Source organism: Streptomyces sp. NPDC008137 (assembly GCF_042957035.1).
GTDB lineage: Bacteria > Actinomycetota > Actinomycetes > Streptomycetales > Streptomycetaceae > Streptomyces.
On record NZ_JBIBHN010000021.1, the window covers coordinates 45376 to 69871 of the forward strand.

The following is a 24496-nucleotide window of genomic DNA, read 5'->3' on the forward strand; positions in this document are numbered from 1 at the left end:
GGGGCCTCAGACGGTGACCCGGGGCCGGGCCGGGGTGAGGTAGGACCCGGCGGTCCGGGTGGCGTGCGGGGCGAGCAGGTCGAGCAGTTGATCGGCCGCGAGCTTGAGGAGATCGCCGTCGCGCTCGGCGTGCAGGGTCTCCAGGACGAAGACGACGCGGGTGGAGTCCTCGGTGACGCGGGTGCGGTGGGCGTCGCGGTGGTTCCAGTGCCGCGTCAGGACCCCGGTGGCGTCCGCGTAGACGATCTCGCCGGGCTTGGGGTGCTCGATGGCGCCGGGTTCGCCGAGCGGGGTGAAGGACTCGGTGCCGTCCGCGTGGTGGATGGTGATGTCACCGGTGACGTGTTCCAGGTCGAAGGCCCCGGCGGGCAGCCCCTGGCGGACCGAGACGGCGTTGTAGGAGTCGACCGCCGGGTTGATGCGCGGCAGCGTGCCCTTCTTCGCGAAGCGACGGCCGAGTGCGTCCACGCTGGGGCGGATGCGGCGGGGGTTCGTGCCGAAGGAGCGGTAGGCGGTGTGCCAGGCCTCGATGCGGGGGTCGGTCTCGTCGGCCGGGTGCCAGGTGCCGGCGGCGACCTGCTGCTCCAGCTCCTCCAGGACCGCGCTGGTCTGGGGCCAGGGCTCGCGGCCGCGCAGCCCGGTGGCGGTGACCAGGGCGATGAGGGTGTCGGGGAAGGCGGTCGCGACGGCGGCGGAGAGGTGGAAGGAGGTCATGGGAGGGGTTTCCGTTTCCTGCGTCCGGTGGGTGGTGGCGGGGGAGGGGGCTTCGGGGCCGCTCAGGTCAGTGCGAGGAGGCCGACGGCGACGGCGGCGGTGCCCAGGCCCACGAGCTGACCGCGGTGGATGCGCACGGCGAGCACACCGCGCGCGAGCAGGACCGTACCGGCCGGGTAGAGGGTGACGATCACGGCGATCACGGCGAGGTCCCCGCTGCGGGCGGCGAGCAGGAGCAGCAGGTTCGCCGTCGAGTCGAGCACACCGGCGCACGCGGACATCGCGTACGCGGGACGCTCCGGGCCCAGCCTGCGGTACATCGCCCCCGCCGCGGCCAGGGTGACGGCGGACGAAACGGCCCGGCCGACGATCAGCGGGGCCACTCCGCTGTCGGACGGCGCCTGGTGCAGAAAGATCAGCTGGAGGGCGATGGCGGCGCCCGCGCCGAAGGTGAGCAGCAGCGCCGTACGTGAGGGGCGCGCCGCCCCGGCGCCGTGTCCGGCGCTGACCAGGACGACCGCCACCAGCGCGAGCGGCAACCCCAGCAGTCCGGTGGCGGCCAGGCGCTCACCCTGCAGCAGGCCCACCCCGACGGGCAGCGCGGCGGACACCAGCGCGGTGACGGGGGACAGCACGTTCATGGGTCCGATCGCCAGCGTGCGGTAGAGCAGCACGAACGCGGCGGCCGAGGCGACCCCGGACGCGGCGCCCCAGCCGAGGGTGCCCGAGCCGAACGAGGCGCCGAGCACCGGCCACAGCAGCAGTTCGACCACGAGCGAGGCCGGGGCCGCGATCATCACGGTCCGCAGCACATGGGCCTCGCGGGCACCGAGGCCGCCGGGGAAGTCGGCGCAGCCGTAGGCGAGTGAGCTGCCCAGGGCCAGCAGCGGAGCGATCACAGCACATCCCTTACCATTCAGTGGAACGACCAGACCGTACAACGCAACGACCGGTTGATGTCAATCGAGCGACCGCACGGTGCATTGGAATGGTCGAAAGTCAGGGTAGGGAGATCAGATGGTCGAGACAGTCGCGGCCCTGCGGACGGTCGCGCACAACGTCCGCGCGGCACGCACCCGGGCCGGCCTGTCCCTGGAGGAGCTCGGCCGCCGGGCCCAGGTGAGCAAGGGCGCCCTGGTCGCGCTGGAGAAGGCCCAGGGCAACCCCAATCTGGCCACCCTGGTCAGACTGGCCGACACCCTCGGCATCTCGGTGTCCGCCCTGATGCAGGGGCCGCCCGAAGGCCGGGTCGTCCGAGTCGTGGCCGCGGAGGCCGTGGCCCCCCTGTGGACCGGCGAGCGGGGCAGCGAGGCCCGGCTCATGCTCACGACCTCGGGCCCGGCCCCCGTCGAGGTCTGGCGCTGGCGCCTGGAGCCGGACGAGGAGTACCCCAGCCATCCCCACCAGGCGGGGGTCGTGGAAACCGTCAGCGTCACCTCGGGTCGCATGACCCTGACCGTCGACGGCACGGAGCACATCCTGGAAGCCGGGCAGACCGCCACCTTCGACGGCGACGCCTCGCACACCTACCGCGGCTCCGGCACGCAGCCCTGCGACCTGATCATGACGGTCCACCTGCCGCCCGCGCCCTGAGCCACTGCCTCAGTTCAGGAGGGCCGCGCCCGAGCCCAGGTGTTCCCGCAGCCACTGCTCCGTGTTGCTCACGTGCAGCAGCGCCGCCGCCTGGCTGAGGGCGGCGTCACGCGCGGTCAGGGCCTTGAAGATCGCCTCGTGCTCGGCGAGGGTCCGGCCCGCGGCCCGGGCGTCGACCAGGCCGCGCCAGACGCGGGCCCGCAGGGTACGGCCGGAGATGCCCTCCAGCAGGGTGAGGAGGCTCTCGTTGCCCGTGGCCGAGACGACGGCGCGATGGAAGGCGGCGTCATGGGCGTTGAGCTGTTCGACATCGTCACGGGCCTCTCGCATGGCATCCAAGTGCCGCTCGACCTCGGCAAGTTGGGCGTCGGAGATCCGGGTGGCGGCCAGTGCCGTGGCGGCCGGTTCGAGCAGCCTCCGTACCTCCATGAGGTCCTGGAGCGCGGCCGAGTCGCCCTGCAGCAGTTCCACCGCGCCGCCGAGCCCTCCCAGGAGCAGGCTCGGCTGCAGGCTGGTCACATACGTGCCGTCGCCCCGGCGGACCTCCAGCACTCGCGCCACGGCCAGCGCCTTGACGGCTTCGCGCGCCAGATTGCGGGACAGGCCCAACTGGGCGGCCAGGTCCGCCTCCGGAGGGAGCTTCGAACCGGGGGGCAGGGCGCCGGTCCTGATCAGCTCGCGGATCTGCTCGATGGCCTTGTCCGTGAGAGACATCGGGAACTCCTTGCCGGCCGGATAGTGCCGGGAAACATACCATGTCTAGCCGTTCGTTTAATCTTGCTTGTTAGTAAATGCCTGATTATGCATAAGGGTTGCTGGCTCTTCTCGTTCCGTCGAACCCGTTGACATCCCATGACTCAGGGCGGATCTTCGTGCGTACGTCTCCTGCCCCCCTCATACCAGGGATGTCTCCATGCCGAGGTCTTCGATCAACAGACGCGAGTTCCTGGCCGGCGCCACCTGCGTGGCCGCGGCGGCCGGCGCCGCAGGTGCGCTCGGTGCCGGCAGCGCGCAGGCCGCACCCCGGAGGTACACGCCCGACTGGAATTCGGTGGACCGGCACCCGCCGGCCCCGGAGTGGTTCCAGGACGCCAAGTTCGGCGTCTACTTCCACTGGGGCGCCTTCAGCGTTCCGGCCTATGACAGCGAGTGGTACCCGCGCAACATGTACGCGGACGGCAGCGACGCCAACAAGCACCACATCGCGACCTACGGCAGCCCGTCGGCCTGGCCGTTCCACAACTTCATCGAGGGCGCGCGGGACCTGGCGGGCAACACCGTGCAGTTCGCGCCGAAGCTGAAGTCGGCGGGCGGCAACTTCGACCCCGACGAGTGGGCGCAGCTTTTCGTCGACGCGGGCGCCCGGTTCGCCGGCCCCGTGGCGGAGCACCATGACGGCTTCTCCATGTGGGACAGCCAGGTCAGCGAGTGGAACTCGGTGGACAAGGGCCCGGGCCTCGACCTGCTGCGGATCTTCACCACGGCCATCCGAGCCAAGGGCCTCAAGCTGCTGGTCGCGATGCACCACGCCTACAACTACACCGGCTACTACGAGCACGCGCCGGTCCAGACGGACCCCAGCCTGAAGAAGCTGTACGGGCAGTTGAGCGCGACGGAGGAGAACCAGCTCTGGTTCGACAAGCTCAAGGAGGTCATCGACCGGGCCGAGCCCGACATCCTCTGGCAGGACTTCAACCTGGACGCCGTCGACGAGACGCAGCGGCTGAACTTCCTGGCGTACTACTACAACCAGGCCACCGGCTGGGGTCGCGAGGTCGTCGCCACGTACAAGGACGGCATGAACGGCAAGGGCGAGGTCTTCGACTACGAGCGCGGCGGCCCGGCCGACCTCACCGCCCCGTACTGGCTGACCGACGACAGCATCTCCAGCAACAGCTGGTGTCACACGCAGAACATCGGCTACTACAGCACCCGGGAGATGCTGCACTCCTTCATCGACCGGGTCAGCAAGAACGGCAACATGCTGCTGAACATCGCGCCGAAGGCCGACGGCACCATTCCCCAGGTCCAGAAGGACATCCTGCTGGGTATCGGGGACCATCTGAAGCGCTTCGGCGAGTCGGTGTACTCGACCCGCGCGTGGACCGCGTACGGCGAGGGACCGACGAAGATGGGCGGCGGCTCCTTCACCCGGCCCATGGCCGGCACGGCACAGGACATCCGCTTCACGCGCAACAAGGCGAACACCGTCCTGTACGCCACCGTTCTCGGCTGGCCCGGCAGCTCACTGACCGTCAAGACGCTGAGCTCGGACCGGATCGACTTCTCGTCGCTGACCTCGGTGAAGCTGCTCGGCTCGACCGCCGGTACCTGCATCGACCTGCCGAAGCCGGCACAGCACGCGTCGGGGCTGAAGGTCACCCTGCCGTCCTCGGCACCGTACAGCGCCGATGCCTACGTCCTGAAGCTCGCGTTCTCCGGCCGGATCCCCGGCCTGCGCCCGCTGACCGGTGCCGTCGGCTTCAGCGACGCGAAGTACTCCGGCGCTGCCGCCGTGCTCCCCCTTGGCGACTACACCGCCGACGAACTGACCGCGGCCGGACTGGGCACGCGCACCCTCTCCTCCCTGCGACTGGCCCCCGGATACGAGGTCGTCGGCTGGTCCGGCGACGACTTCACCGGCACCTCCTGGACGTTCACCGCCGACCACGCCGATCTCCGGGGCACCGGCGGCAACGACCGGGTCACCTCGCTCAAGGTCCGGTTCAGGCCCTCGACGTACTTCCGCGTCACCAACGTCACCGACGGACTGGCCCTCGACAGCGGCGGCGACGTCGCCTCCGGGGCGGACCTCAAGCAGTGGACCTGGGACGGCAGCGACAACCTGCAATGGCAGGCGGTGGAGGTCGGAGGCGGCTACTACAAGCTGGTCAACCGCGCCAACGGCATGGTCGCCGACGGCTGGGGCGCCACCACCAATGGCTCCGCCGCCCGGCAGGCCGCCTGGAACGGCGGAGACAACCAGCAGTGGACGATCACCCACCGGGGCGACGGCCGCTACTCGATCGCCAACCGGACCACCGGACTGGTCCTCGACGGCGGTGGCGACGTGCCCTCGGGCTCGGTAACCAAGCAGTGGACGTACGGCAACAGCACCAACCTGCTGTGGACGTTCACGGCCCTCTGACCGCTGCCCGTGCGCCGTCAGGGACGCCGGCTGATGACGTCGGCCAGCCTCACCAGCCGGGATGCGCGCTGACGCCCGGCGAGTTCCTTGCGGTCCGCACGGCTGTAGGCCAAGTACATGTACCGCCCGCCCAGCCACCGCAGCGGTTCGGCCTCCCACCTCCGTGAGGTGTGGCCCACCCAGGGGAGCCGGGTGAGTTCGGTGTCGTGACCGAGGGCCGGAGCATCAAGCGCCGGTCCGGTGCGGCCCTGGAACCATCGAATGCCGCACGGTCCGCGGCTCATCACCAACGCCGGTGTGGCGATCGCGGGCCTCGTCGGCTGTCTCGCGGCCGTGGACGCCTTCCCGCGTTTCCACCGCCTGGCCCGTCCGGTGATCGCGGTCGGCACGATGTCCCTGACCGCGTACGTCTTCCACGTCGTCGGCATACGGCTCCTCGGCATCGGGGAACTCCCCGGCTCACCGCCGCACGTGCTGCTCGGCTTCGTCGCCGCCGTGACCGTCTTCGCGCCGCGTGGTCCCGGTTCTTCCGGCGAGGCCCGTTGGAGTGGCTGCTCGGCAAGGCCACCAAGCCGGCCGAGCTGGTGCGGTGAGCGGTCGGCGCCCGAGCGGGAGAGGCCGGTCAGTGCTGCCGGGCGACGTCGCCGGGCTCCGCCGGGCTCCCCGGCAGAGGTGTCCGGGCGGGGCGGTCGGCCAGGACGTCGAGGATGTTGTCGACCGCCAGGTCGACCATGGTGGCCCGGGTGGCCTCGGTGGCCGAGCCGATGTGGGGGAGCGTGACCACGTTCGGCTCGGCGACCAGTGGTGACAACTCCGCTCCCATCGGCTCGCGTTCGAAGACGTCGAGTCCGGCGGAGTGCAGCCGCCCCTCCCGGACGGCGTGCAGCAGGGCCTCCTCGTCGACGACACCACCGCGGGAGGTGCTGACCAGCGTGGCCGTGGGCTTCATCGCGGCAAGTTCGCGGGCGGAGACGAGGTGCCGCGTCTCCTCGGTGAGCGGGACGTGCAGCGACACGATGTCGGACTGGGCCAGCAGCGTGGCCAGATCCACCGAGGCCGACAGGTCGTCGTCGGGCGCGTAGGGGTCGTGGTGGAGCACGCGCATGCCGAATCCATGGGCCCGGCGGGCCACCGCGCGGCCGATCTGGCCGTAGCCGACCAGACCGAGGGTGGCTCCGTGGATGTCCAGACCGAGGTAGTCGTGCATCCGGAACAGGCTCCAGGAGCCCGACGCCAGGCTCGCTCCGGCGGCGCCGATCCGCCGGCGGGCGGCGAGGATCAGGGCGAAGGTCAGGTCGGCGGTGGTCTCCGCGAGGACACGTGGGGTGTGGGTGACGACGATGCCGCGCTCGGTGGCCGCGGCCCGGTCGACGTTGTCGAAGCCCATGCTCGCCAGCGCGACGACCCGCAGGGAGGGGCCGGCGGCGTCCATCAGCGCGCCGTCGATAGGGTCGTTGCCCAGGGCGAGAATTGCGCTGACTCCGGGGGCGAGCGCGGCGAGGTCCGCGGGCCCGGGCTTGCCGTCACCCGGCCAGGCCACCCTTTCCGCCGCAGCGGACAAACGGTCCAGACCGTTGCCGGGCAGGTTTTCACGGGTGGCGAGCACACGTTTCCGCATTCATGTCTCCAGGGCAGCGACTTTCGCAGAAAGCTAGCTGCGACCGTCACCGGAGACAAATAGCGGTTTCGTGTGACGCTATTGCGGTTTCTTATTCTTCGTGCGGTGTCCCGTCAAAGTTCGTGATGAGTTCGAGGAACAGGTCGTGCACCGCCAGGGCCGGTTCCGAGAGGGGCTGGTTGTCCGAGGTCACCAAGGACAGTTTCACCTGGGTCACGGGATGCACGATCCGGCGCACCGACAGGGAGCGGACGTCGAGGATGGCACGCGCGGCCGACCAGGGCAGGACGGTGGCGCCGAGCCCCGCGTCGACGGCGTTGACGAGCGTCAGCGCCGACTCGACCTCGCCCGCCACGTTCGGCAGGAGCGAGGCCTGCTGGAAGGCGGCGTCCACCACCTGCCGGATCGTGTGGATGCGGCTGGGCAGCAGCAGCGGCACGTCCTTGAGCTCGTCCAGATCCACCTCGCCCGCTCCGCGCGGGGCCGTTCCGCCGGGCGCGCCGATCAGGAACAGGTCCTCCGTCCGCAACGGCTCGAACTGCACACCCCGCAGCGGGCCGGCCCCGTAGATGAACGCCATGTCCATCCGCCCGGTCATGATGGCCTCGCTGATCACACCGCCGAAGTTCTCGTTGATGTGCAGCAGGATGTCCGGAAAGCGCTCGCGCACGCTCTTCAGCAGCGGCAGCGCGAGCGCCGCGCCCAGACTGTACGGCGCGAGCCCCACGGACACGCTGCCGGCGGGAGCCCGGCCGGAGACCTCCACGGCGGCGTGCGCGAGGTCCACCTGCCTCAGGATCAGCTGGGCGTGCCGGTACAGCGCCCGGCCCGCCTCGGTCGGAGCCACCCCGCGTTTGCTCCGGATCAGCAGCTGCTGCCCGAACTGCGCCTCCAGCGCGGACAGCTGCTGGCTGAGCGCGGGCTGGGCGATGTGCAGGATGTCGGCCGCGCGCGTGATGCTCCCCGCGTCAATGATCTTGATGAACGAGTACAGACGCCTGGTGTCCATGCGGGGCCTCCACGGGGAGCGGAGCCTCATCGTAGGGAGGGCCCCTCTCGAAGCCCACCCCCGAGAGGGGCCGGGGGTGTGAGGCAGGTCATAACGGTTCGCGATAACGCCAGATCGAACGCATATTGGCGGTCGAGCGAGCAGGGGATTAAGTTGAGCGGAACATCCAGCCAGGATGCATTTCGGGACATCACCGAGACGTGATCGCATTCCCTTTCCCCGCATTGTCCTTCCCCATATTCTCCCGGAGGACTTCATGACCCCCATGGTTGATCTCGTCGCCGATCTCGGCGAGGGATTCGGCGCCTACACGATGGGCGACGACGAAGCCCTTCTGGAAATGCTGACGTCCGCGAATGTCGCCTGCGGATTCCATGCCGGTGATCCGCGCATCATGGACGCCACCGTCCGGACCTGCGTCGAGAACCGGGTGGCCGTGGGCGCCCACCCGAGCTTTCCCGACCTGGTCGGCTTCGGCCGCCGCGCCATGGACCTCACACCCGAGGAGGTCCGCACCGACGTGCTGTACCAGATCGGCGCCCTCCAGGCGTTCGCCGTCGCGCACGGCACCCGGGTGCGGCACGTCGCCCCGCACGGACGCCTGGGCAACCTGGTCGCCGTACGCGCCGACTACGCCCGTGCCGTCGTGGACGCCGTCGCCTCCCTCGACGAGTCGCTGATCGTCCTGGCGCAGGACGGCGAACTCGCCGATGCCGCCCGGGCCCGCGGACTGCGCGTCGGCATCGTCGGCATCGCGGACCGCGCCTACCGCGCCGACGGGACCCTCGTGCCCCGCTCGGAGCCCGGAGCGGTCATCCACGACCCGGACGAGGTGGCCCGGCGAACCCTGCGCATGGTCACCGAGGGAGTCATCCGCAGCGCCGACGGCAGGGACGTCCCGGTCGCCTGCGACACCGTCCTGCTGCACGGCGACAGCCCCGGCGCGATCGCGCTGGCCGGCCGCATCCGCGCGGAACTCCTCGCCGCCGGTGTCGAGATCACGTCGCTCGACAAGGTGCTGAGCGGGACGGGCGCCTGACATGAACGGCAACATCACGATCACGGACTGCGGTGACTCCGCACTGACCGCCAGGGCCGTGGGCCTGAGCGCCGAGGACGCCTGGCGGCTCGTCCACGCCCTGGCGGACGCCCTGGACGCGGTCCGGCTCCCCGGAGTCCACGACGTGGTGCCCACCTATGACGCCCTGCTCGTGGAGTTCGACTCCACCGGCACCGACCACGAGACCGTCCGGCGGATCGTGGCACACGAGGCCGCCCGCCTCGGACCGGACCCCGCGCCGGCCACGCCGCCACGCCGCTTTGTCGTACCCGTCGTCTACGGCGGCGAGCACGGGCCCGACCTGCCGGCGGTCGCCCGCCAACTCGGCCTGACCGAGAGCGAGGTCGTCGCCCTGCACTCCGGGAGCGACCTCACCGTGCGCTGCCTCGGCGCGCCGGCCGGGGCGCCGATGACGGACGGCCCGCCCTTCCCGAAACCCGTACCGCGGCTGGCGTCGCCCCGCACCCACGTCGACCCCGGCGCGGTCGCCGTCGCCGGACGGCAGGCCGTCATCTGCCCGATGCCCTCGCCCGGCGGCTGGCCGCTTCTGGGGCGCACCCCCGTGCGCGTCCTCGACCCGCACAGTGACCCGATCACCGCCTACCGGCCCGGGGACACCTTCCGCTTCGTCCCCATCACCCCCGACGAGTGGGACGACCACGCCGGCACCTCCCTGGCGGCCTGCCATGGCTGACACCCTCACGATCCGCACCGCCGGCATCGTCACAGTGCAGGACCTCGGCCGGGTCGGCCGCTCCCGCTACGGTCTGCCCGCCGGGGGAGCCGCCGACCAGCACTCGGCGCGCGTCGCCAACGTCCTGTGCGGCAACGACGACCGCGCCCCGCTGCTGGAGATCACGGCCTTCGACTTCGCGTGCGTGCCCTCCGCCGACATCCTCGTCGCCGTCACCGGCGCCCCCGCCGACGTGACCGTCGAGGGCGGCGTCCGCCCCCAGTGGGAACCGGTCTCCGTGCGCGCCGGCGAGACCATCCGCGTCTCCGGCATCCGCCGGGGACTGCGCGTCTACCTGGCCGTGCTCGGCTCGTTCGAGGCCGACTACCTTCAGGGCAGCTGCGCCCCCGACACCGTCCTGGGCTTCGGCCCCGCCCTCAGCGGCGGCGACGAACTCGTGCTGCGCGCGGCCTGCCCGCCCCCCGACCACCCCCTCACACGGATCCCGCTGTTCCGTCTGAACGCCCCCGTCCCCCCGTTCCCCGCCGGCTGGACGATCGACGTCACCGACGGCCCCGACCGGGCCGAGTTCGCAGACACCGTAAGCCGGCTGTTCGAGGCTCCCTTCACCGTCAGCCCGCGCAGCAACCACATCGGCCTGCGACTGCGGGGCGACGTACCCCGCCGCGTCACCCAGGGGGAGATCCTCTCCCGCGGTGTCCCCATCGGCGCCGTCGAAGTGCCGGCGGGGGACGAACTCCTCGTGCTGCACCGCGGCCGCGGCGTCACGGCCGGCTACCCCGTCCTGGCCGTCGTCACCGCCACCGGCCTGTCCGCACTCGGGCAGGTGCGCCCCGGGCAGACCATCCGCTTCCGGCATCGCACCCTCGACCAGGCGGTCACCGCCCACCGCGCCCAGCGGGCCGCCGTCGACGCCCTGCGCACCCGCGTCCGCACCGTCTTCGACGCCCTGCGCATCCGCGCCCCCGACACGGCCTGACCGCCCAGCCACCTCCCCAACCGTCCCCCCCGCCCGCACGGAGCCCCACGCCTCTCGTCCCCCAGCCCGCCGCAAGACAGGAGACGCCATGACCACCATGGCCGCTCAGCCCGTCCCCAATACCGTCGACCCGAGAACAGCCCGGAAGGTCACCCTCGCGGGATGCGTCGGCATCTTCGCCGAGCTCTACGACAACGGCATCTTCGGCTTCATGGCCGGAACGCTCGCCGCCGTCTTCTTCCCCGGCTCCGACGACGCCATCATGCTCGTCTTCCTCGGGTACGCCGTCTCCTTCTTCTTCCGCCCCCTCGGCGGCATCATCTGCGGCCACCTCGGCGACCGCGTCGGACGCCAGCGGATGCTGGTCTTCGTCATCATGCTCATCAGCGTCGCCACCGCGGCCATCGGCCTCCTGCCCACCTACGCGAGCATCGGCATCGCCGCGCCGGTCCTGCTGATCCTGCTGCGCGTCGCCCAGGGCTTCTCCGTCGGCGGCGAGGCCTCGGGCGCGATGAGCTTCCTCGCCGAGCACGCCCCGGAGGGCAAGCGCGGCCTCTACACCAGCTACGCGCAGATCGCCTCCTTCCTCTCCCTGCTCACCGGCACGCTGGTCGCCGCCGCCATGACCAGCGGACTCGGCGACGAGCGCATGGAGTCCTGGGGCTGGCGCATACCGTTCCTGCTCGCCGTGCCGCTCGGCATCACCGGCATCTACATCCGCAAGCGCATCAGCGACACGCCCAACTTCAACCGCCTGAAGGAACAGGGCGGCCTGTCCAAGAACCCCCTGAAGGAAGCGTTCACCTCCGCCGAGCACCGCCGCGCCATGCTGCTGGCCCTGTTCATCCCCCTGATGAACGGCTCCGGGTACTACGTCCTGTTCAGCTACATGCCCACCTTCATGAGCAGCGAGCTCGACTTCGGCAAGGTCCAGGGGCTGCTCGTCACCGCCTCCAGCCTGGTCGCGATCTGCATCGCCATCCCCTACATGGGCCGTCTCTCCGACCGGATCGGCCGCAAGAAGGTCATCGCCGGCTCGGCGATCGCCATGGCCCTCGTCGGCATCCCCTGTTACCTCCTGATCGGCACCGGCAACCTCGCCCTCGCCGTCGTCGGCGCCTGTGTCATGGCCGTCGTCTTCGCCGGGCACACCGGCGTCATCCACATCCTGCTCGTCGAACTGTTCCCCACCCGGGTGCGCTACTCCGCCTACGGCCTGGGCTACAACGTCTCCTCCGCGCTCTTCGGCGGCACCGCCCCGCTGCTGATGACCTACCTCATCACCCGCACGGGCAACGTCAACATGCCGGCCTTCTACGCCGTCGTCACCGCCCTCGGCACCCTCATCGCCGTGTCCCGGGTGAAGGACCGTGCCCACCTGCCCCTGCGCGACGCCTGATCCCCCTTCCCCTCACTTCCAGGAGCACAGCAGCATGCCCATCTCCGACTACAGGACGGCCCTCGTCACCGGAGCGTCGACCGGCATCGGGGCCGTGGTCGTCGAGCGACTCGCCAAGCACGGCCTCGAGGTCCACGCGGTGGCCCGCGACGCCGAACGGCTCGGCGCCCTGGCCCGCGACACCGGTTGCGTCCCGCACGCCGTCGACATCACCGACACCGAGGCGCTCACCGCCGAGCTGGACGGCCTGGACATCGACATCCTCGTCAACAACGCCGGCGTCTCGCGCACCGGCAACATCCTCACCGCCGACGAGTTCGCCGTCGACGAGCAGGTCGCCGTCAACATCCAGGCCGTTCTGCACCTGGTGCGCCTGCTCATGCCCGGCATGGTCGAGCGCGACCGCGGCCACATCGTCAACATCAGCTCCATCGCCGGCGTCTACAACTTCGGCGGCAACACCATCTACCACGCCACCAAGGCCGCCGTGCACACTCTCTCCCGCCAGCTGCGGGTCGACGGCTACGGCCGCCGGGTCCGGGTCACCGAGATCTGCCCGGGCCGCGTGGAGACGGAGATCTTCGGCCGTCTGCTCGGCGACATGGAGGAGGCCCAACGGCGCTTCTACGACGGCTACGAGTCCCTCAAGCCCGAGGACATCGCCGACTCCATCGAGTTCGCCGTCGACTCGCCCCGGCACGTCAACATCGGGCACGTCGAGATCCTGCCCACCTTCCAGGTCCCCGGCGGCCTCAACTTCGAGCGCAGGGAGGGCTGAGCCCATGGACACGGCAGAGCGGGTACGCCGTATCAAGCCCTCGCCCAGCACCGCGGCCGCCCAACGCGTACGCGAACTCAAGAGCCAGGGCCGCACCATCCTCGACCTGACCGTGGGCGAGCCCGACTTCGACACCCCCGACCATGTCAAGGCCGCCGCGATCAAGGCCATCGAGGCGGGCGAGACCAAGTACACCCCCGTCAACGGCACGCCGCGCCTGCGCGCCGCGATCACCGCCAAGCTCCGCGAGCGCCACGGACTGGAGTGCGCCGACGCGCGGATCGCGGTCGGCGGGGGAGCCAAGCAGGTCATCTTCCTCGCCCTGATGGCCACCCTGGACGAAGGGGACGAGGTCATCGTCCCCGCCCCGTACTGGGTGTCCTATCCGGACATGGTCCGCGCCAACGACGGCACCCCCGTCGTCGTCGACTGCCCCGAGGCGGACGGCTTCAAGATCACTCCCGAGCGGCTCGGGGCGGCGATCACCGCGCGCACCCGCTGGGTCGTCCTCAACACCCCCGGAAACCCGACCGGATCCGCCTACACCACCGCAGAACTGCGGGCGCTCGCCCAGGTACTGCTGGACCATCCGCAGGTGCGCGTCCTCACCGACGAGATCTACGACGAGATCTGGTACCGCGAGGAGGACGCCCCGTCCCTGGCCGCCGTCGAACCCCGCCTGGCCGAGCGGGTGTTCCTCACCAACGGCGTCTCCAAGACCTACGCCATGACCGGCTGGCGCATCGGCTACGGCGTGGGCCCTGCGAACCTGGTGACGGCGATCAACACGCTGCAGTCCCAGACCTCCTCCTGCCCCTCCTCCGTGAGCCAGGCCGCCGCCGCTGCCGCGCTCACCGGACCGCAGGACTTCGTCCGGGAGACCGTGCGCGTCTACCGCGCACGCCGTGACGCCACGGTGAAACTCGTCAACGACATCCCCGGCCTCAGCTGCACCGTGCCCGACGGCGGCTTCTACCTCCTCGTCAACTGCCAAGACGCGATAGGGAAGTTCACCCCCTCGGGAAGCCGGATCGAGAACGACGAGGACTTCGCCCGCCACCTCCTCGACAGCGGGCAGGTAGCGGTGATCCACGGAGCCGCCTACGGCGCGCCCGGCTACTTCCGTATCTCGTTCGCCACGTCGACGGACGTGCTCACCGAGGCATGCGCCCGCATCGCCGCCGCCTGCACCACTCTGTCCGAGAGGCCGTCATGATCCGCGTCAGCACCAAATTCGACCGCCCCACCCCGGAACTCGTCGAAGGCCTCTCCGCCTACTCCTCGGCCACCATCCACGAAGCCCAGGGCAGGCTGGGCGCCCTCGACTCGACCATCAAGCCGGTCGACCACCGCATGTCCCTGTGCGGCCCGGCCTTCACGGTCCAGTGTGCTCCCCGCGACAACCTGATGCTGCAGACCGCCATCGCCTACGCCCGCCCCGGGGACGTCATCGTCGTCTCCGCCGGCGCCTACGAGGAGGCGGGCTCCTTCGGGGACGTACTCGCCAACGCCTGCCAGTCCAAGGGGCTCGGCGGCCTGATCACCGACACGGGCGTGAGGGACACCGAGGACCTGCGCGCCCTCGGGTTCCCCGTCTTCTCCCGCAGCGTCTCCATCAAGGGCACGGTCAAGGAGACCGTCGGACCGATGTGCGAGCCCGTCACGGTCGGCGGCGTGCTCGTCCGCCCCGGCGACGTGATGCGGGCCGACGCCGACGGCGTGGTCGTCGTACGCCGCGAGGACGCCGCCGAGGTGGCCGCCGCCTCACAGCAGCGGATCGACACCGAGGCCGACTACATCGCCGCCTACCGCGCGGGCCGGAGCGTCATCGACATCTGCGGGCTCGAGCCGCTGCTCGCGGCGAAGGGGCTGGTGATCGAGGAGTAGAGGGGGCGTGCCGGTCAGGGCCTCGTGTCGGTCAGGGCGATACGGGCGGTGATGCGCTTGCCGACCGGCTGCCGTTCGATGTCGAGGTCCTCGGCGACGGCCTTGACGATCTCCAGGCCGTGCTGGCCGACACGGTCGGGGTCGGCGGCCCGGGCCGCGGGCACGGCGGGGTCGCTGTCCCACACGGCCACCTCCACCGCCGCGCCCGAGACGCGCAGTTCCATCAGGACGGGGCCCGGGGCGTACTTCCGGGAGTTGGTGACCAGCTCGCTGACGACCAGCTGGGTCAGGTCCATGGCACGGGGGGAGACCTCCAGACCGTGCTCCTCCCGGAGCCGGGTCAGGAAGTCGGCCGCGTGGTGCCGGGCCTGCGCGATGCAGCCGTCGTCCCCGCCCAGGGCGTAGCCGACCTGCGTCGGTCGGGCACCGGGCTCGGTACGTTCCCCGTCGGGTTGCGGCTCCAACAGCATCGTCCTTCTATTCCCCGTTCACGCGCGTGCGTGTACCCCTCACTTTGTCATGCATGCCACGGGCGTGTTGTTCGGCACAGTCGATCGGATGCGTCCGGCCGGGAGAGTACGGCACAATCGTCGGCACAGACGTTGCACGGGGCAGCCCAGGCGCAGTTGAGGAGACGGTGACCGACAACCAGGGGACGGACCGGCCGGACCGGCTGTCCATCGAACACTCCACCGTCGACGGCATCCGCGTCGTGACCCTGCGCGGCGAGATCGACCACGGAGTCAAGGAAGCGCTGCAGCAGGCCCTGACGCCCCGCGACGACGAGGGCGGAGCGCCCCGGATCGTGGCGGACCTCAGCGGCGTGACCTTCATCGACTCCAGCGGCATCAACGTCTTCATCCACACCCATCAACGCGCCGACGCAGCCCAGGGATGGCTGCGCCTGGCCGGGATCCGGGGACCGGTGATGCGGGTCGTCCAGCTCGTCGGCCTGGACGCCGTCGTCGCCTGCCACCCCACCGTCGAGGAGGCTCTGACATGAGCGGACCGGGACGGCCTACGTTCGTGCTGGTCCACGGAGCCTTCGCGAACTCCTTCTCCTTCGCACCGCTCCAGGCCGAACTGGGCCTCCTCGGACACCGTTCGGTCGCCGTCGACCTGCCCGGCCACGGATTCGGGGCGACCTACACCCGTGCCTATCAGGCGCCGCAGGACCTCGAAGGGCTCGCCGGCGCGCCCGGCGCGATCAAGGGCGTGACGCTCGCCGACAACACCGCGCACCTGGTCGGGATCCTGGAACGGGCCAAGCGCAACGGCCCGGTGATCCTCGTCGCCCACAGCCGCGGCGGCATCACGGCCACGGCCGCGGCCAACGCGCGGCCGGACCTGATCGACCGCATCGTCTACGTCGCGGCCTGGTGCCCGGTCGATCTCGACGTCGGCGCCTACTACGCCGAGCCGGAGATGGCCACCGTCGACGTCGCCGCGCTGGGTTCGGCGATGACCGGGAACCCCGCCGAACTCGGACTGCTCCGCGTCAACTTCCGTACCGCCGACCCGGACGCGCTCGCGGCGTTCAAGGCGGCTTTCCTCGCCGACGGCACCGACGAGGAGTTCCTGGCCTTCCTGAACACCTTCCAGCCCGACGAGAACCTCGACACCGGCGGCCCCGCCGGCCGGGCACAGGCCACGACCTGGGGCCGCGTCCCGAAGACCTACGTCCGCCTGGCCGACGACGCGAGCATGCCCCTCGCCCTGCAGGACCGGCTGATCCGCGAGGGCGACCGGCTGACCCCGGACAATCCGTACGACGTCCGCACCCTTGAGGGCAGCCACCTGAAATGGCTGGTCGCCCCGGAGCAGGCGGCCCGCTGCCTGGGTGAACTCGCCGTGCCTCTCGAAGCCGAGCCGTCATGAGTACGCGTACTCAGCAGGGCCCGCGAAAGCACTGATCCGGTCGGCCGGCCGCGATGAGAGGGTCACCTCATGTCCGCCTCGACCTCCGCCCGCCGGGCTCCTGTTGCCGCCGCGGGGCTTGTCCTCGTCGCGATCCTGACCCTCACCGCCTGCGGTGATCTGCACGCCTCGGGCGCCACGGCCGGGGCCGCTCCCGGCAGGTCCGACCGGCCCTCGCCCAGTGTTTCCGGAGCCTCGCCCAGCGCCGTCGGAGCCTCGCCCCATGTCGAGCCCGGGGCCGGAGACGGGGCCCCGCACTACAACGAGAACAACGCCCACCGCCGTCCGGGAGAGATGTCACCGGCCCACGCGAAGGACGCGGAGCGGGAGGCCGATCGCATCCGGCCTGTGCTCGAACGGCTGTGGAAGCGGCGGACATGGGACCCCGCGACGGTGCGCGAGGCCCTGCTCCGGCTCGGCTACGAGGAGGAGCGCGTCACACCGGACGGCAAACGGCTCGGCGGGACGCTCACCGTCGCCAAGATGTCCTCGCGCTGGAAGGGCGACGGTTATGTGACGCCCGAGGGGGCGCAAGTCGCCCTGCGCGTTCACGACGACGCCTGTGTCACGGCGTTCGTACAGAAGTCGAACTTCTCGGCGGTCGCCATCGGCCCGTACCCGGAGAGCGGCTGCTTCGCGCCCCCCTTCGCGCACTGAACGCGGAACTCACCCGTCCGCACGCGCTGGGCAAGGCGTGGCCGGGACGCGCCCCTCAGGATGGAGGAACCCGGGACAGCCGTGTGCGCGCGAGGGAGAGGTATGACCGAGACCGACAGGGCCAGGACCTTCCCCGCCGAGGACGGAAGCGCCCGGCCCTCGCCGCACCCCGCGCCGGGTACCGGCCCGGCCGACCTGCGGCGCATCGGCGCGCACCCCGATTACTGGTACCCGGTCGCACTGTCCCGGAGCGTCCGGAGCAAGCGGGTGGTGGCGACCTCCTTCGCGGGCGAGCGCATCGCCCTCTACCGCGGGGAGAGCGGCACCGTGCACGCGCTGGAGGACCGGTGCGCGCACCGGCAGGTGCCGCTGAGCATGGGCGTCGTGGAGGGCGACACCCTCCGTTGCTGCTACCACGCCTGGGCCTACCGCGGCGACGGCCGCATCTCGCAGATCCCGTACCTGTCCCGCGGCGACGGCCGGCCGCCGCGCGGCGTGCGCGGCTACCCAGTCCGGGAGGCCTACGGCCTGGTGTTCGTGTTCCCGGGCGATCCGGACAAGGCGGCCGGCACCGCCCTGCCCGAGCTGCCGGCCTTCGGCTCGCCGCGCTACAAGACCATGACCTACTCCCGGACCGTGCGCTGCCACTACTCGTTCATGCACGAGAACCTGCTCGACATGAACCACCAGTTCCTGCACCGGGGCGTCGTCGGCAAGCTCCATCCGGAACTGCTGGAACACCGCACCGACGCGCGGTCGGTGGAGGCCCGCTACCTGTTCACGCACGCCGGGGGGAAGCGGAACCGCGGCGCCGGCCTGCTGGCCGCCGAGGGCATCAGGGGCAGCGACTCCAGCGACGTCATGACCATCCGCACCGCCTACCCGTACCAGACACTCGACCTGGTCCCGGAGAACGCCGAACGTCCCGCCTTCCGCCTCTGGGCCGCCTATGTGCCCGAGGACGCCGAGCAGCGCGTCTGCCACACCTACGGTCTGCTGATGATCGAGAAGCCCCGGGTGCCCGGCGCGCTTCAGCTGGCCTGGCCGTTCATCAGACGCTTCACCGAGCGCGTGTTCGCCGAGGACCGGATGGCCGTCGAAGCGGAGCAGCGGGCCTGGGACGAGCAGGGCGAGGACCGCAACCACGAGGTGTTCTCCCTGATCCTGGACGTCCGCGAGGTGCTGCGCTCCAACGGCGTCCCCATCCGGCCCCGGGCCGCCGCGTGCGGCACCGCCCGGGCGTGCGACGGCCGGACATCGGCGTCCGGCGCTCACCCGGCGGGCTGACGGAAGCCCCGCCCGCACCTTGCGGACGGGGCCCTTCGCGTCGGTCCTCAGAACTTCGGCTGGGGCGACTGCGCCTGGACGAGTTCCGTAGCCTCCGCCTCCGTCTCCACGGACGGGGGCGAGCCCGCCAGGGGCTTGTTCGCCGTCTCCCGCATGCACAGCACGGCGATGACGCCGATGACGGCGGCACCCGTGGCGTAGTACGCCGGCATGAGGGTCGAGTCGAAGGCGCTGATCAGAGCGGTGATCACCAGGGGCGTCGTACCGCCGAACAGCGAGGTGGCCAGGTTGTAGGCCACCGAGAGGGAGCCGTAGCGGACATGGGTCGGGAAGATCGCCGGGAGCGCCGCCGACATCGTGCCGAGCATCATCAGCAGGGACAGCCCCATCAGCAGCAGTCCCAGCGCGATGAGGACGACACTGCCCTGCCGGATGAGCAGGAAGGACGGCACCGAGAGGAAGAGGAAGCCCAGCATCCCCGTCATCAGCAGCGGCTTGCGCCCGAAGCGGTCGGAGAGCCGCCCGACGTAGTTGATGGCGCCCATCTGCAGGACCATCACGATGAGCAGGATCAGCAGCCCGTGATTGGTGCCGTAGCCCAGCTCGTCGGACAGGTACGTCGGCATGTACGACAGCAGCATGTAGTCGTTGATGTTGTACGCCGCGACGAGCGCGAGGCACAGCAGCAGCGGCCGCCAGTACCGGGTGAAGATCCTGCCGAGGTCACCGGTGGCCGTGGTCTCCACGGAGTCGGCGGCCTCACTCGCCTTGACCTGGCCGCCCTCCAGCTTCTGGAAGGCGGGCGTCTCGTCCAGCTTGAGCCGCAGATAGAGGCCGATGAAGCCGAGCGGCGCCGCCACCAGGAAGGGGATGCGCCAGCCCCACGCCAGCATCTCGTCCGCGCTGAGCACACTCTGGAGGACGACGACGAGCCCGGAGGCCCCGACGTAGCCGCCGAGCGTGCCCAGCTCCAGGAAGCTGCCGAAGAAGCCGCGCCGCTTGTCGGGCGCGTACTCCGCGATGAACGTCGAGGCGCCCCCGTACTCACCGCCGGTCGAGAAGCCCTGCACCAGCCGGAAGAAGATCAGCAGCGCCGGGGCCCACATGCCGATGACGTCGTGCGAGGGGACGAGGCCGATGGCGAAGGTCCCCACCGCCATCATGATCATGGTGAGGGAGAGGATGCGCTTGCGGCCGACCTTGTCGCCCAGCGGTCCGAACACCATGCCGCCGAGCGGACGCACCAGGAAGGCCACCGCGAACGTCGCGAAGGAGCTGAGCAGCTGGGCCGTGTCGTTCCCGGACGGGAAGAAGACCTTCCCGATGGTCACGGCCAGATAGCTGTAGATCCCGAAGTCGTACCACTCCATCGCGTTGCCGAGGGCGGCTGCCTTCGTGGCGCGCTTGACCGCCGCTTCGTCGGTCACGGTGATGTCGCTGCGGCGCAGCTTCGGGTGGCGTCGTTTCTCGATCGCGCGGAACAGAACCCGGTGTCGTCTCACAGCCGCGGGATCCACCGACTCGTCATTGTCGGGCGCCGCCATTACGTCGTTCCTTTCGCCGGTCGTTTTCCCAAGCACAACGCCTGCACAGTTCTCGCCCGCTCAAACGCTCGTTCATGTCACAGACGATCTTCCTGGTGACCGGCCGGTTCCGCTTGCGGGCCGCGGCGTGTGCCCGTCCCCTGGTGGGGAACGTGATTCTCCGGGTGATGGTGGGCCCCGGCGAGAGGAGCCCAGGTGACAGCGTCGGCACAGGAGGCCGCCGGGTACGAGCCCGATCCGCGCCGGTGGCGTGCCCTGTGGGTCACCCTGGTGGCCGGCTTCATGAGTCTGCTGGACGTCTCGATCGTGGTGGTCGCCCTGCCCTCCGTTCAGCGCGGCCTGCACGCCTCACCCGCGCAGGTGCAGTGGGTGGTGTCCGGCTATGCCCTGGCCTTCGCACTCGCACTCGTCACCGCGGGCCGCCTCGGTGACGCGCTGGACCGCCGCCGTATCTTCCTGCTGGCCCTCAGCGGCTTCGTCGTCTTCAGCGCGGCCTGCGGGGCGGCCCCCGGCATCACGCTGCTGATCGCGGCCCGCCTCGCCCAAGGGCTGGCGGCCGGTTTCATGGCGCCCCAGAACTCCGCGCTCATCCAGCAGCTGTTCCGCGGCGCCGAACGCGGTCGCGCCTTCGGGTTCTTCGGCGCCACCGTCGGCATCTCCGCCGCTGTCGGCCCCCTCGCCGGCGGCATCATCCTCGCCCTCGCCGACGGCGCCCAGGGCTGGCGGTGGATCTTCTACGTCAATGTCCCCATCGGCATCCTGGCCGTCCTGCTCGGCCGCCGCCTGCTGCCCCGCACCCGGCGCTCCGGCCGGGGCCATGTGGACCTGCCCGGGGTCGTGCTCCTCGGCCTCGGTGTCCTCGCGCTGATGTTTCCGCTGGTCCAGGCGGGCTCCGGCGGCATCGGTCGGCTGTGGTGGCTGTTCCTCGCCGGTGCCGCGCTGCTGGTCGCCTTCGCCCGCTGGCAGCGCCGCCTCGTGGCCCGCGGTACGGAGCCACTGCTCGATCCGCGCTTGTTCACCACCGTGCGCGGCTACGCCGTCGGGGCCGGCGTCGGCACGCTCTACTTCGTCGGCTTCAGCGGCGTCTGGCTGGTCTTCGCGCTCTTCTACCAGGACGGCCTCGGCTACTCCCCGCTCCGGTCCGGCCTCGCCGTGACCCCCTTCGCCCTCGGCTCGGCCTGCGCGGCCGCGATCGCCGGGCGGCTGGTGGACCGGCTCGGGCGCATGCTCACCGTGGGCGGTCTGGCGGCGGTGATCGTGGGCCTGGGCGGCACCGCGCTGCTGCTCCGCCTCGCGCCTCTCGGCATCGCGCCCTGGGCCGCCGCCCCGCTGCTGTTCCTCGGCGGCGCCGGCAGCGGCTGTGTGATCTCCCCGAACATCACCATGACCCTGCGCGATGTGCCCGTGCACATGGCGGGTGCGGCGGGCGGCGCGCTGCAGACCGGGCAGCGGCTCGGCGCCGCCGTGGGCACCGCGGCGCTGCCCGGCCTCTTCTACCTGGTGCTCGGCGGGAGCGACGACTACCGGGGCGCTCTCTTCATCGGGCTGGGCGCCGCACTCGTCGGCATGGCGGCCTCCCTGGCCCTCGCGATGTTCGACTGGCGGCGCGACCGGCGGAGCCGTCAGGCGCACGGGACCTGCCCGGAGGATGTCGCCAACAGTCCGGTGCACGCCCGGCAGACCTGAGGTGCACGGGGCCGGGCCTCAGGTGGTCCGCGGCTGGGTTTCCCGTGACACCGCTTCGCCCAGGTCGCCGCGGACGGCGGCGATGGCGAAGGCCGTCGCGGAGGCAAGGGTGACCAGCGCGAGCGGCCCCCAGATCGCCGGTATCGCCCACATCGGCCAGCCATTGGCCGACTGGGCCCAGAGCGTCAGGATCGCTGCGGCGGCCAGGCCGACCCCGTGCCACCGCACCACGGCCCCCGCCTTCGCATGCCGCCGGTCACCCCGTGAGAGGAGCGGCCACAGCCCTCCCACGAGGGCCGCCAGGCCGAACGACACACACGCCAGCGCGCCACCCAGCCGGTCCTCGGGCCAGCCCACGGGCCCGTCGGAGGTCTGCTGACGCCGCCCGTCGGCGTCCCGTACCTCCACGACCTGTCCGCGCCAGATCAGGCCGACGACCTTGTCGTCCGGCTCCAGCCCGGAGACCACGGGATCGGCCCGCAGGAACGTCACCTGCCACGGCTTGCCGGACGGCAGCACCAGCTCCGCCTCCGGGGACGCGTTCCTCTCACCACGGTTCGTGTCGGCCTCGCGGACCGTGAACTCCTGCTCCCACACGCACCCCGCCGCCCGCGCCGGAACAGCGGCGCAGGCCGGCGCGGCACGGAACTCCCGCTCCCGCTCCAGCGCTTCCCGGATCTGGAGTGCCGACGCCACTCCGAACACGAGAGCCGCGACAGCGATCAACAGCCAGAGAACGGACCGCAGCGCCTCGCGTCCCGGCGACTCCACCATGTCTCGCCCCCCCCGTTTCACGCGGAACCCGCAGGCGCATTGGAACACGCCCGCGGGTCCGTGCCCAGGCCTTTTACCCGGCGGAGTGGACGCGCCGGCCCTCGACGAAGGTCTCCAGGACCCGGGTCGCGGCGATCTCCTCGGGCGGGGCCGCGAACGGGTCGCGGTCGAGGACCACGAGGTCGGCCGACTTCCCGGCGGTGATGCTGCCGGTGATGCCGTCGAGGTCGTTCACCCAGGCGCTGCCCGCCGTGTACGCGGCGATGGCCGTGCCCAGGTCGAGGCTCTGTTCCGGAAGGAAGGCCGGAGTGCCCGCGGGTGCGTCGGGGGAGACCCGGTTGACGGCGACATGGATGGCCTGGAGCGGATCCGGGCTGCTGACCGGCCAGTCGCTGCCCGCGGCGAGGGTCGCGCCGGCCCGCAGCAGATCACCGAAGGGGTACTGCCACGCGCCGCGCTCCGCGCCCAGGAAGGGCAGCGTCAGTTCGTCCATCTGCGGTTCGTGCGCGGCCCACAGCATCTGCAGATTGGCGCTCGCGCCCAGTTCGCGGAATCGTGGCAGGTCGCGAGGGTGGACGACCTGGAGGTGCGCCAGGTGGTGCCGCGTGTCGCGATGGCCGTTGGCGGCCCGGGCTGCCTCGACCGCGTCGAGCGCCTCACGCACCGCGCGGTCGCCCAGCGCGTGGAAGTGGACCTGGAAGCCGAGCGCGTCCAGCTCGGTGACGTACTTCCGCAGCTCACCCGGCTCCACGAAGCTGATGCCGCTGTTGTCCGAGGAGCAGCCGCAGCCGGTCAGGTACGGGTCGAGCATCGCGGCGGTGTGGTTCTCGGCGATGCCGTCCTGCATGATCTTCACCGTCCCGGCCCGGAACCGGTCCCGGCTCAACTCATCACGGTTTGCGGCCAGTTCGGCGATCTGCTCGGCGCCTCGCTCGCGATCCCACCACAGCGCGCCGACCACCCGGGCGGTCAGCAGGCCACGGTCGAGGGCCGCCTGGTAGGCGGGCGCCGGGTCGGTCATGTTGGCGTACGTGCCGATGATGGCGTCCTGCCAGGCGGTGACGCCGTGGGAGTGCAGCACGGCCTGGGCGCGCAGCAGAGCGGCGAGCTTCTCCTCGGGCGTGGGGTCCGGCAGCAGCCGGCCCACCAGGTGGACCGCGCCCTCCTGGAGCATCCCGGTGGGGTTGCCCCCGGCGTCGCGCTCGATACGGCCGTCGGCGGGGTCGGGCGTACGGGCGTCGATGCCCGCGCGCTCCAGGGCCCGGCTGTTGACCCAGGCGCCGTGGTGGTCGCGGTTGGGCAGGAAGACGGGCCGGTCCGGGACGATCGCGTCGAGGGCGGCGGCGGTGGGGGAGCCGCCGGGGAACGCCTCCAGGGACCAGCCGCCACCGGTGATCCACTCGGCGTCCGGGTGCTCGTCCGCGTACGCCCTGATCCTGCGCAGGTATTCAGCGGGGTCGACGGTCTCGCAGAGATGGCACTGGCCGAGCTCGATGCCCGCGCCCAGCGGATGGACGTGCGCGTCCTGGAAGCCCGGCAGCAGCAGCTTCCCCGCGAGATCGACGACCTCGGTGCGCGGCCCGATCAGCTCGCGCACCTCGTCGTGGCCGACGGCGGCGATCCGCCCGCCGCGCACGGCCACGGTGGTGGCGCGGCTGCGGGCGGGATCGACGGTGTGCACGGGGCCGCCCGTGAAGACGAGGTCGGCCGGTCCCGTGACATGGGGGTGCGACATGAGGGTGAACTCCATGG

24 protein-coding genes are annotated in these 24496 nt (G+C 71.2%); 14 read left to right on the forward strand and 10 right to left on the reverse strand.

Annotated features, from left to right (window positions below; translation table 11 throughout):
- Positions 1 to 6 precede the first annotated feature (6 nt).
- Positions 7 to 714 (reverse strand): phenylalanine--tRNA ligase beta subunit-related protein, encoded by a 708-nt coding sequence (locus ACFZBT_RS27885; RefSeq protein ID WP_391108813.1) that lies wholly within the window; start codon positions 712 to 714, stop codon positions 7 to 9.
- Between the two features lie 62 nt (positions 715 to 776).
- The gene (locus ACFZBT_RS27890) at positions 777 to 1613 is read right to left on the reverse strand and encodes an EamA family transporter (protein ID WP_391108816.1); all 837 of its coding nucleotides are present in this window, start codon (positions 1611 to 1613) and stop codon (positions 777 to 779) included.
- A 118-nt stretch (positions 1614 to 1731) separates the two neighbouring features.
- On the opposite strand from ACFZBT_RS27890, the gene ACFZBT_RS27895 reads away from it, so the two are divergent.
- Positions 1732 to 2307, forward strand: a complete 576-nt coding sequence (locus ACFZBT_RS27895) for a cupin domain-containing protein (protein WP_391108819.1) — start codon at positions 1732 to 1734, stop codon at positions 2305 to 2307.
- A 9-nt stretch (positions 2308 to 2316) separates the two neighbouring features.
- On the opposite strand, the gene ACFZBT_RS27900 is transcribed toward ACFZBT_RS27895, so the two are convergent.
- Entirely contained in the window at positions 2317 to 3021 is a 705-nt protein-coding gene (locus tag ACFZBT_RS27900) for an FCD domain-containing protein (protein ID WP_391108821.1), read from the reverse strand.
- Between the two features lie 199 nt (positions 3022 to 3220).
- Between ACFZBT_RS27900 and ACFZBT_RS27905 the strand changes: the two genes are divergently transcribed.
- Entirely contained in the window at positions 3221 to 5455 is a 2235-nt protein-coding gene (locus ACFZBT_RS27905; RefSeq protein WP_391108824.1) for an alpha-L-fucosidase, read from the forward strand.
- Between the two features lie 17 nt (positions 5456 to 5472).
- Here ACFZBT_RS27905 and ACFZBT_RS27910 read toward each other — a convergent pair whose 3' ends face one another.
- From ACFZBT_RS27910 to nac, 3 genes are all read right to left on the reverse strand, one after another.
- The gene (locus ACFZBT_RS27910) at positions 5473 to 5883 is read right to left on the reverse strand and encodes a hypothetical protein (protein WP_391108827.1); all 411 of its coding nucleotides are present in this window, start codon (positions 5881 to 5883) and stop codon (positions 5473 to 5475) included.
- Between the two features lie 194 nt (positions 5884 to 6077).
- Complete coding sequence (locus ACFZBT_RS27915) at positions 6078 to 7073, reverse strand: NAD(P)-dependent oxidoreductase (RefSeq protein WP_391108830.1); 996 nt, start codon at positions 7071 to 7073, stop codon at positions 6078 to 6080.
- A gap of 91 nt (positions 7074 to 7164) precedes the next feature.
- Positions 7165 to 8082: a nitrogen assimilation transcriptional regulator NAC gene (nac, locus tag ACFZBT_RS27920; protein ID WP_391108833.1), complete on the reverse strand. Its 918-nt coding sequence runs from the start codon at positions 8080 to 8082 to the stop codon at positions 7165 to 7167.
- A 256-nt stretch (positions 8083 to 8338) separates the two neighbouring features.
- Between nac and ACFZBT_RS27925 the strand changes: the two genes are divergently transcribed.
- From ACFZBT_RS27925 to ACFZBT_RS27955, 7 genes are all read left to right on the forward strand, one after another.
- Entirely contained in the window at positions 8339 to 9121 is a 783-nt protein-coding gene (locus ACFZBT_RS27925) for a 5-oxoprolinase subunit PxpA (protein ID WP_391108836.1), read from the forward strand.
- 1 nt (position 9122) lies between these two features.
- Positions 9123 to 9836, forward strand: coding sequence for a carboxyltransferase domain-containing protein (locus ACFZBT_RS27930; protein ID WP_391108839.1), 714 nt, complete (start codon positions 9123 to 9125; stop codon positions 9834 to 9836).
- Positions 9829 to 10815 carry a biotin-dependent carboxyltransferase family protein gene (locus ACFZBT_RS27935; protein WP_391108842.1) on the forward strand — a complete coding sequence of 329 codons (987 nt, stop codon included), beginning with the start codon at positions 9829 to 9831 and terminating at the stop codon, positions 10813 to 10815. Before ACFZBT_RS27930 ends, ACFZBT_RS27935 begins: the two co-directional genes overlap by 8 nt.
- A gap of 88 nt (positions 10816 to 10903) precedes the next feature.
- Positions 10904 to 12214, forward strand: coding sequence for an MFS transporter (locus ACFZBT_RS27940; RefSeq protein ID WP_391108845.1), 1311 nt, complete (start codon positions 10904 to 10906; stop codon positions 12212 to 12214).
- A gap of 34 nt (positions 12215 to 12248) precedes the next feature.
- Positions 12249 to 12992, forward strand: a complete 744-nt coding sequence (locus tag ACFZBT_RS27945; RefSeq protein ID WP_391108847.1) for an SDR family NAD(P)-dependent oxidoreductase — start codon at positions 12249 to 12251, stop codon at positions 12990 to 12992.
- Positions 12993 to 12996: 4 nt separating this feature from the next.
- Positions 12997 to 14208 (forward strand): aspartate transaminase, encoded by a 1212-nt coding sequence (locus ACFZBT_RS27950; protein ID WP_391108850.1) that lies wholly within the window; start codon positions 12997 to 12999, stop codon positions 14206 to 14208.
- Positions 14205 to 14879, forward strand: coding sequence for a 4-carboxy-4-hydroxy-2-oxoadipate aldolase/oxaloacetate decarboxylase (locus ACFZBT_RS27955; protein WP_391108853.1), 675 nt, complete (start codon positions 14205 to 14207; stop codon positions 14877 to 14879). Before ACFZBT_RS27950 ends, ACFZBT_RS27955 begins: the two co-directional genes overlap by 4 nt.
- Positions 14880 to 14893: 14 nt before the next feature.
- On the opposite strand, the gene ACFZBT_RS27960 is transcribed toward ACFZBT_RS27955, so the two are convergent.
- Positions 14894 to 15349 carry an ATP-binding protein gene (locus ACFZBT_RS27960; protein WP_391108856.1) on the reverse strand — a complete coding sequence of 152 codons (456 nt, stop codon included), beginning with the start codon at positions 15347 to 15349 and terminating at the stop codon, positions 14894 to 14896.
- Positions 15350 to 15516: 167 nt separating this feature from the next.
- Here ACFZBT_RS27960 and ACFZBT_RS27965 point away from each other — a divergent pair, with 167 nt between their 5' ends.
- The 4 genes from ACFZBT_RS27965 (at position 15517) to ACFZBT_RS27980 (ending at position 18740) form a co-directional block, all read left to right on the forward strand.
- Entirely contained in the window at positions 15517 to 15882 is a 366-nt protein-coding gene (locus tag ACFZBT_RS27965; protein ID WP_391108858.1) for an anti-sigma factor antagonist, read from the forward strand.
- Complete coding sequence (locus ACFZBT_RS27970) at positions 15879 to 16757, forward strand: alpha/beta fold hydrolase (protein ID WP_391108861.1); 879 nt, start codon at positions 15879 to 15881, stop codon at positions 16755 to 16757. The genes ACFZBT_RS27965 and ACFZBT_RS27970 overlap by 4 nt, the downstream gene beginning before the upstream one ends.
- Before the next feature lie 69 nt (positions 16758 to 16826).
- A complete protein-coding gene (locus tag ACFZBT_RS27975; RefSeq protein WP_391108863.1) occupies positions 16827 to 17453 on the forward strand; it encodes a hypothetical protein in 627 nt (208 codons plus the stop codon).
- A gap of 102 nt (positions 17454 to 17555) precedes the next feature.
- Positions 17556 to 18740 carry a Rieske 2Fe-2S domain-containing protein gene (locus ACFZBT_RS27980; RefSeq protein WP_391108866.1) on the forward strand — a complete coding sequence of 395 codons (1185 nt, stop codon included), beginning with the start codon at positions 17556 to 17558 and terminating at the stop codon, positions 18738 to 18740.
- A 47-nt stretch (positions 18741 to 18787) separates the two neighbouring features.
- On the opposite strand, the gene ACFZBT_RS27985 is transcribed toward ACFZBT_RS27980, so the two are convergent.
- Entirely contained in the window at positions 18788 to 20284 is a 1497-nt protein-coding gene (locus ACFZBT_RS27985; protein WP_391108869.1) for an MFS transporter, read from the reverse strand.
- A 195-nt stretch (positions 20285 to 20479) separates the two neighbouring features.
- Between ACFZBT_RS27985 and ACFZBT_RS27990 the strand changes: the two genes are divergently transcribed.
- Entirely contained in the window at positions 20480 to 21970 is a 1491-nt protein-coding gene (locus ACFZBT_RS27990) for an MFS transporter (RefSeq protein ID WP_391108872.1), read from the forward strand.
- A gap of 18 nt (positions 21971 to 21988) precedes the next feature.
- Here the strand turns inward: ACFZBT_RS27990 and ACFZBT_RS27995 are convergent, their stop codons facing one another.
- Positions 21989 to 22744: a hypothetical protein gene (locus ACFZBT_RS27995; RefSeq protein ID WP_391108874.1), complete on the reverse strand. Its 756-nt coding sequence runs from the start codon at positions 22742 to 22744 to the stop codon at positions 21989 to 21991.
- A 73-nt stretch (positions 22745 to 22817) separates the two neighbouring features.
- Positions 22818 to 24494: an amidohydrolase family protein gene (locus ACFZBT_RS28000; RefSeq protein WP_391108877.1), complete on the reverse strand. Its 1677-nt coding sequence runs from the start codon at positions 24492 to 24494 to the stop codon at positions 22818 to 22820.
- Positions 24495 to 24496 lie beyond the last annotated feature (2 nt).

What these genes read in the sequence shown, in the direction of transcription:
- ACFZBT_RS27975 (WP_391108863.1), top strand. Translation starts at nt 16,827, where the DNA reads ATGTCCGCCTCGACCTCCGCCCGCCGGGCTCCTGTTGCCGCCGCGGGG.
- ACFZBT_RS27985 (WP_391108869.1), bottom strand. Translation starts at nt 20,284, where the DNA reads ATGGCGGCGCCCGACAATGACGAGTCGGTGGATCCCGCGGCTGTGAGA.
- ACFZBT_RS27945 (WP_391108847.1), top strand. Translation starts at nt 12,249, where the DNA reads ATGCCCATCTCCGACTACAGGACGGCCCTCGTCACCGGAGCGTCGACC.
- ACFZBT_RS27885 (WP_391108813.1), bottom strand. Translation starts at nt 714, where the DNA reads ATGACCTCCTTCCACCTCTCCGCCGCCGTCGCGACCGCCTTCCCCGAC.
- ACFZBT_RS27995 (WP_391108874.1), bottom strand. Translation starts at nt 22,744, where the DNA reads ATGGTGGAGTCGCCGGGACGCGAGGCGCTGCGGTCCGTTCTCTGGCTG.
- ACFZBT_RS27930 (WP_391108839.1), top strand. Translation starts at nt 9,123, where the DNA reads ATGAACGGCAACATCACGATCACGGACTGCGGTGACTCCGCACTGACC.
- ACFZBT_RS27915 (WP_391108830.1), bottom strand. Translation starts at nt 7,073, where the DNA reads ATGCGGAAACGTGTGCTCGCCACCCGTGAAAACCTGCCCGGCAACGGT.
- ACFZBT_RS27950 (WP_391108850.1), top strand. Translation starts at nt 12,997, where the DNA reads ATGGACACGGCAGAGCGGGTACGCCGTATCAAGCCCTCGCCCAGCACC.
- ACFZBT_RS27925 (WP_391108836.1), top strand. Translation starts at nt 8,339, where the DNA reads ATGACCCCCATGGTTGATCTCGTCGCCGATCTCGGCGAGGGATTCGGC.
- nac (WP_391108833.1), bottom strand. Translation starts at nt 8,082, where the DNA reads ATGGACACCAGGCGTCTGTACTCGTTCATCAAGATCATTGACGCGGGG.
- ACFZBT_RS27910 (WP_391108827.1), bottom strand. Translation starts at nt 5,883, where the DNA reads ATGCCGACGACGTGGAAGACGTACGCGGTCAGGGACATCGTGCCGACC.
- ACFZBT_RS27900 (WP_391108821.1), bottom strand. Translation starts at nt 3,021, where the DNA reads ATGTCTCTCACGGACAAGGCCATCGAGCAGATCCGCGAGCTGATCAGG.
- ACFZBT_RS28000 (WP_391108877.1), bottom strand. Translation starts at nt 24,494, where the DNA reads ATGGAGTTCACCCTCATGTCGCACCCCCATGTCACGGGACCGGCCGAC.
- ACFZBT_RS27895 (WP_391108819.1), top strand. Translation starts at nt 1,732, where the DNA reads ATGGTCGAGACAGTCGCGGCCCTGCGGACGGTCGCGCACAACGTCCGC.
- ACFZBT_RS27935 (WP_391108842.1), top strand. Translation starts at nt 9,829, where the DNA reads ATGGCTGACACCCTCACGATCCGCACCGCCGGCATCGTCACAGTGCAG.
- ACFZBT_RS27970 (WP_391108861.1), top strand. Translation starts at nt 15,879, where the DNA reads ATGAGCGGACCGGGACGGCCTACGTTCGTGCTGGTCCACGGAGCCTTC.
- ACFZBT_RS27960 (WP_391108856.1), bottom strand. Translation starts at nt 15,349, where the DNA reads ATGCTGTTGGAGCCGCAACCCGACGGGGAACGTACCGAGCCCGGTGCC.
- ACFZBT_RS27940 (WP_391108845.1), top strand. Translation starts at nt 10,904, where the DNA reads ATGACCACCATGGCCGCTCAGCCCGTCCCCAATACCGTCGACCCGAGA.
- ACFZBT_RS27955 (WP_391108853.1), top strand. Translation starts at nt 14,205, where the DNA reads ATGATCCGCGTCAGCACCAAATTCGACCGCCCCACCCCGGAACTCGTC.
- ACFZBT_RS27905 (WP_391108824.1), top strand. Translation starts at nt 3,221, where the DNA reads ATGCCGAGGTCTTCGATCAACAGACGCGAGTTCCTGGCCGGCGCCACC.
- ACFZBT_RS27980 (WP_391108866.1), top strand. Translation starts at nt 17,556, where the DNA reads ATGACCGAGACCGACAGGGCCAGGACCTTCCCCGCCGAGGACGGAAGC.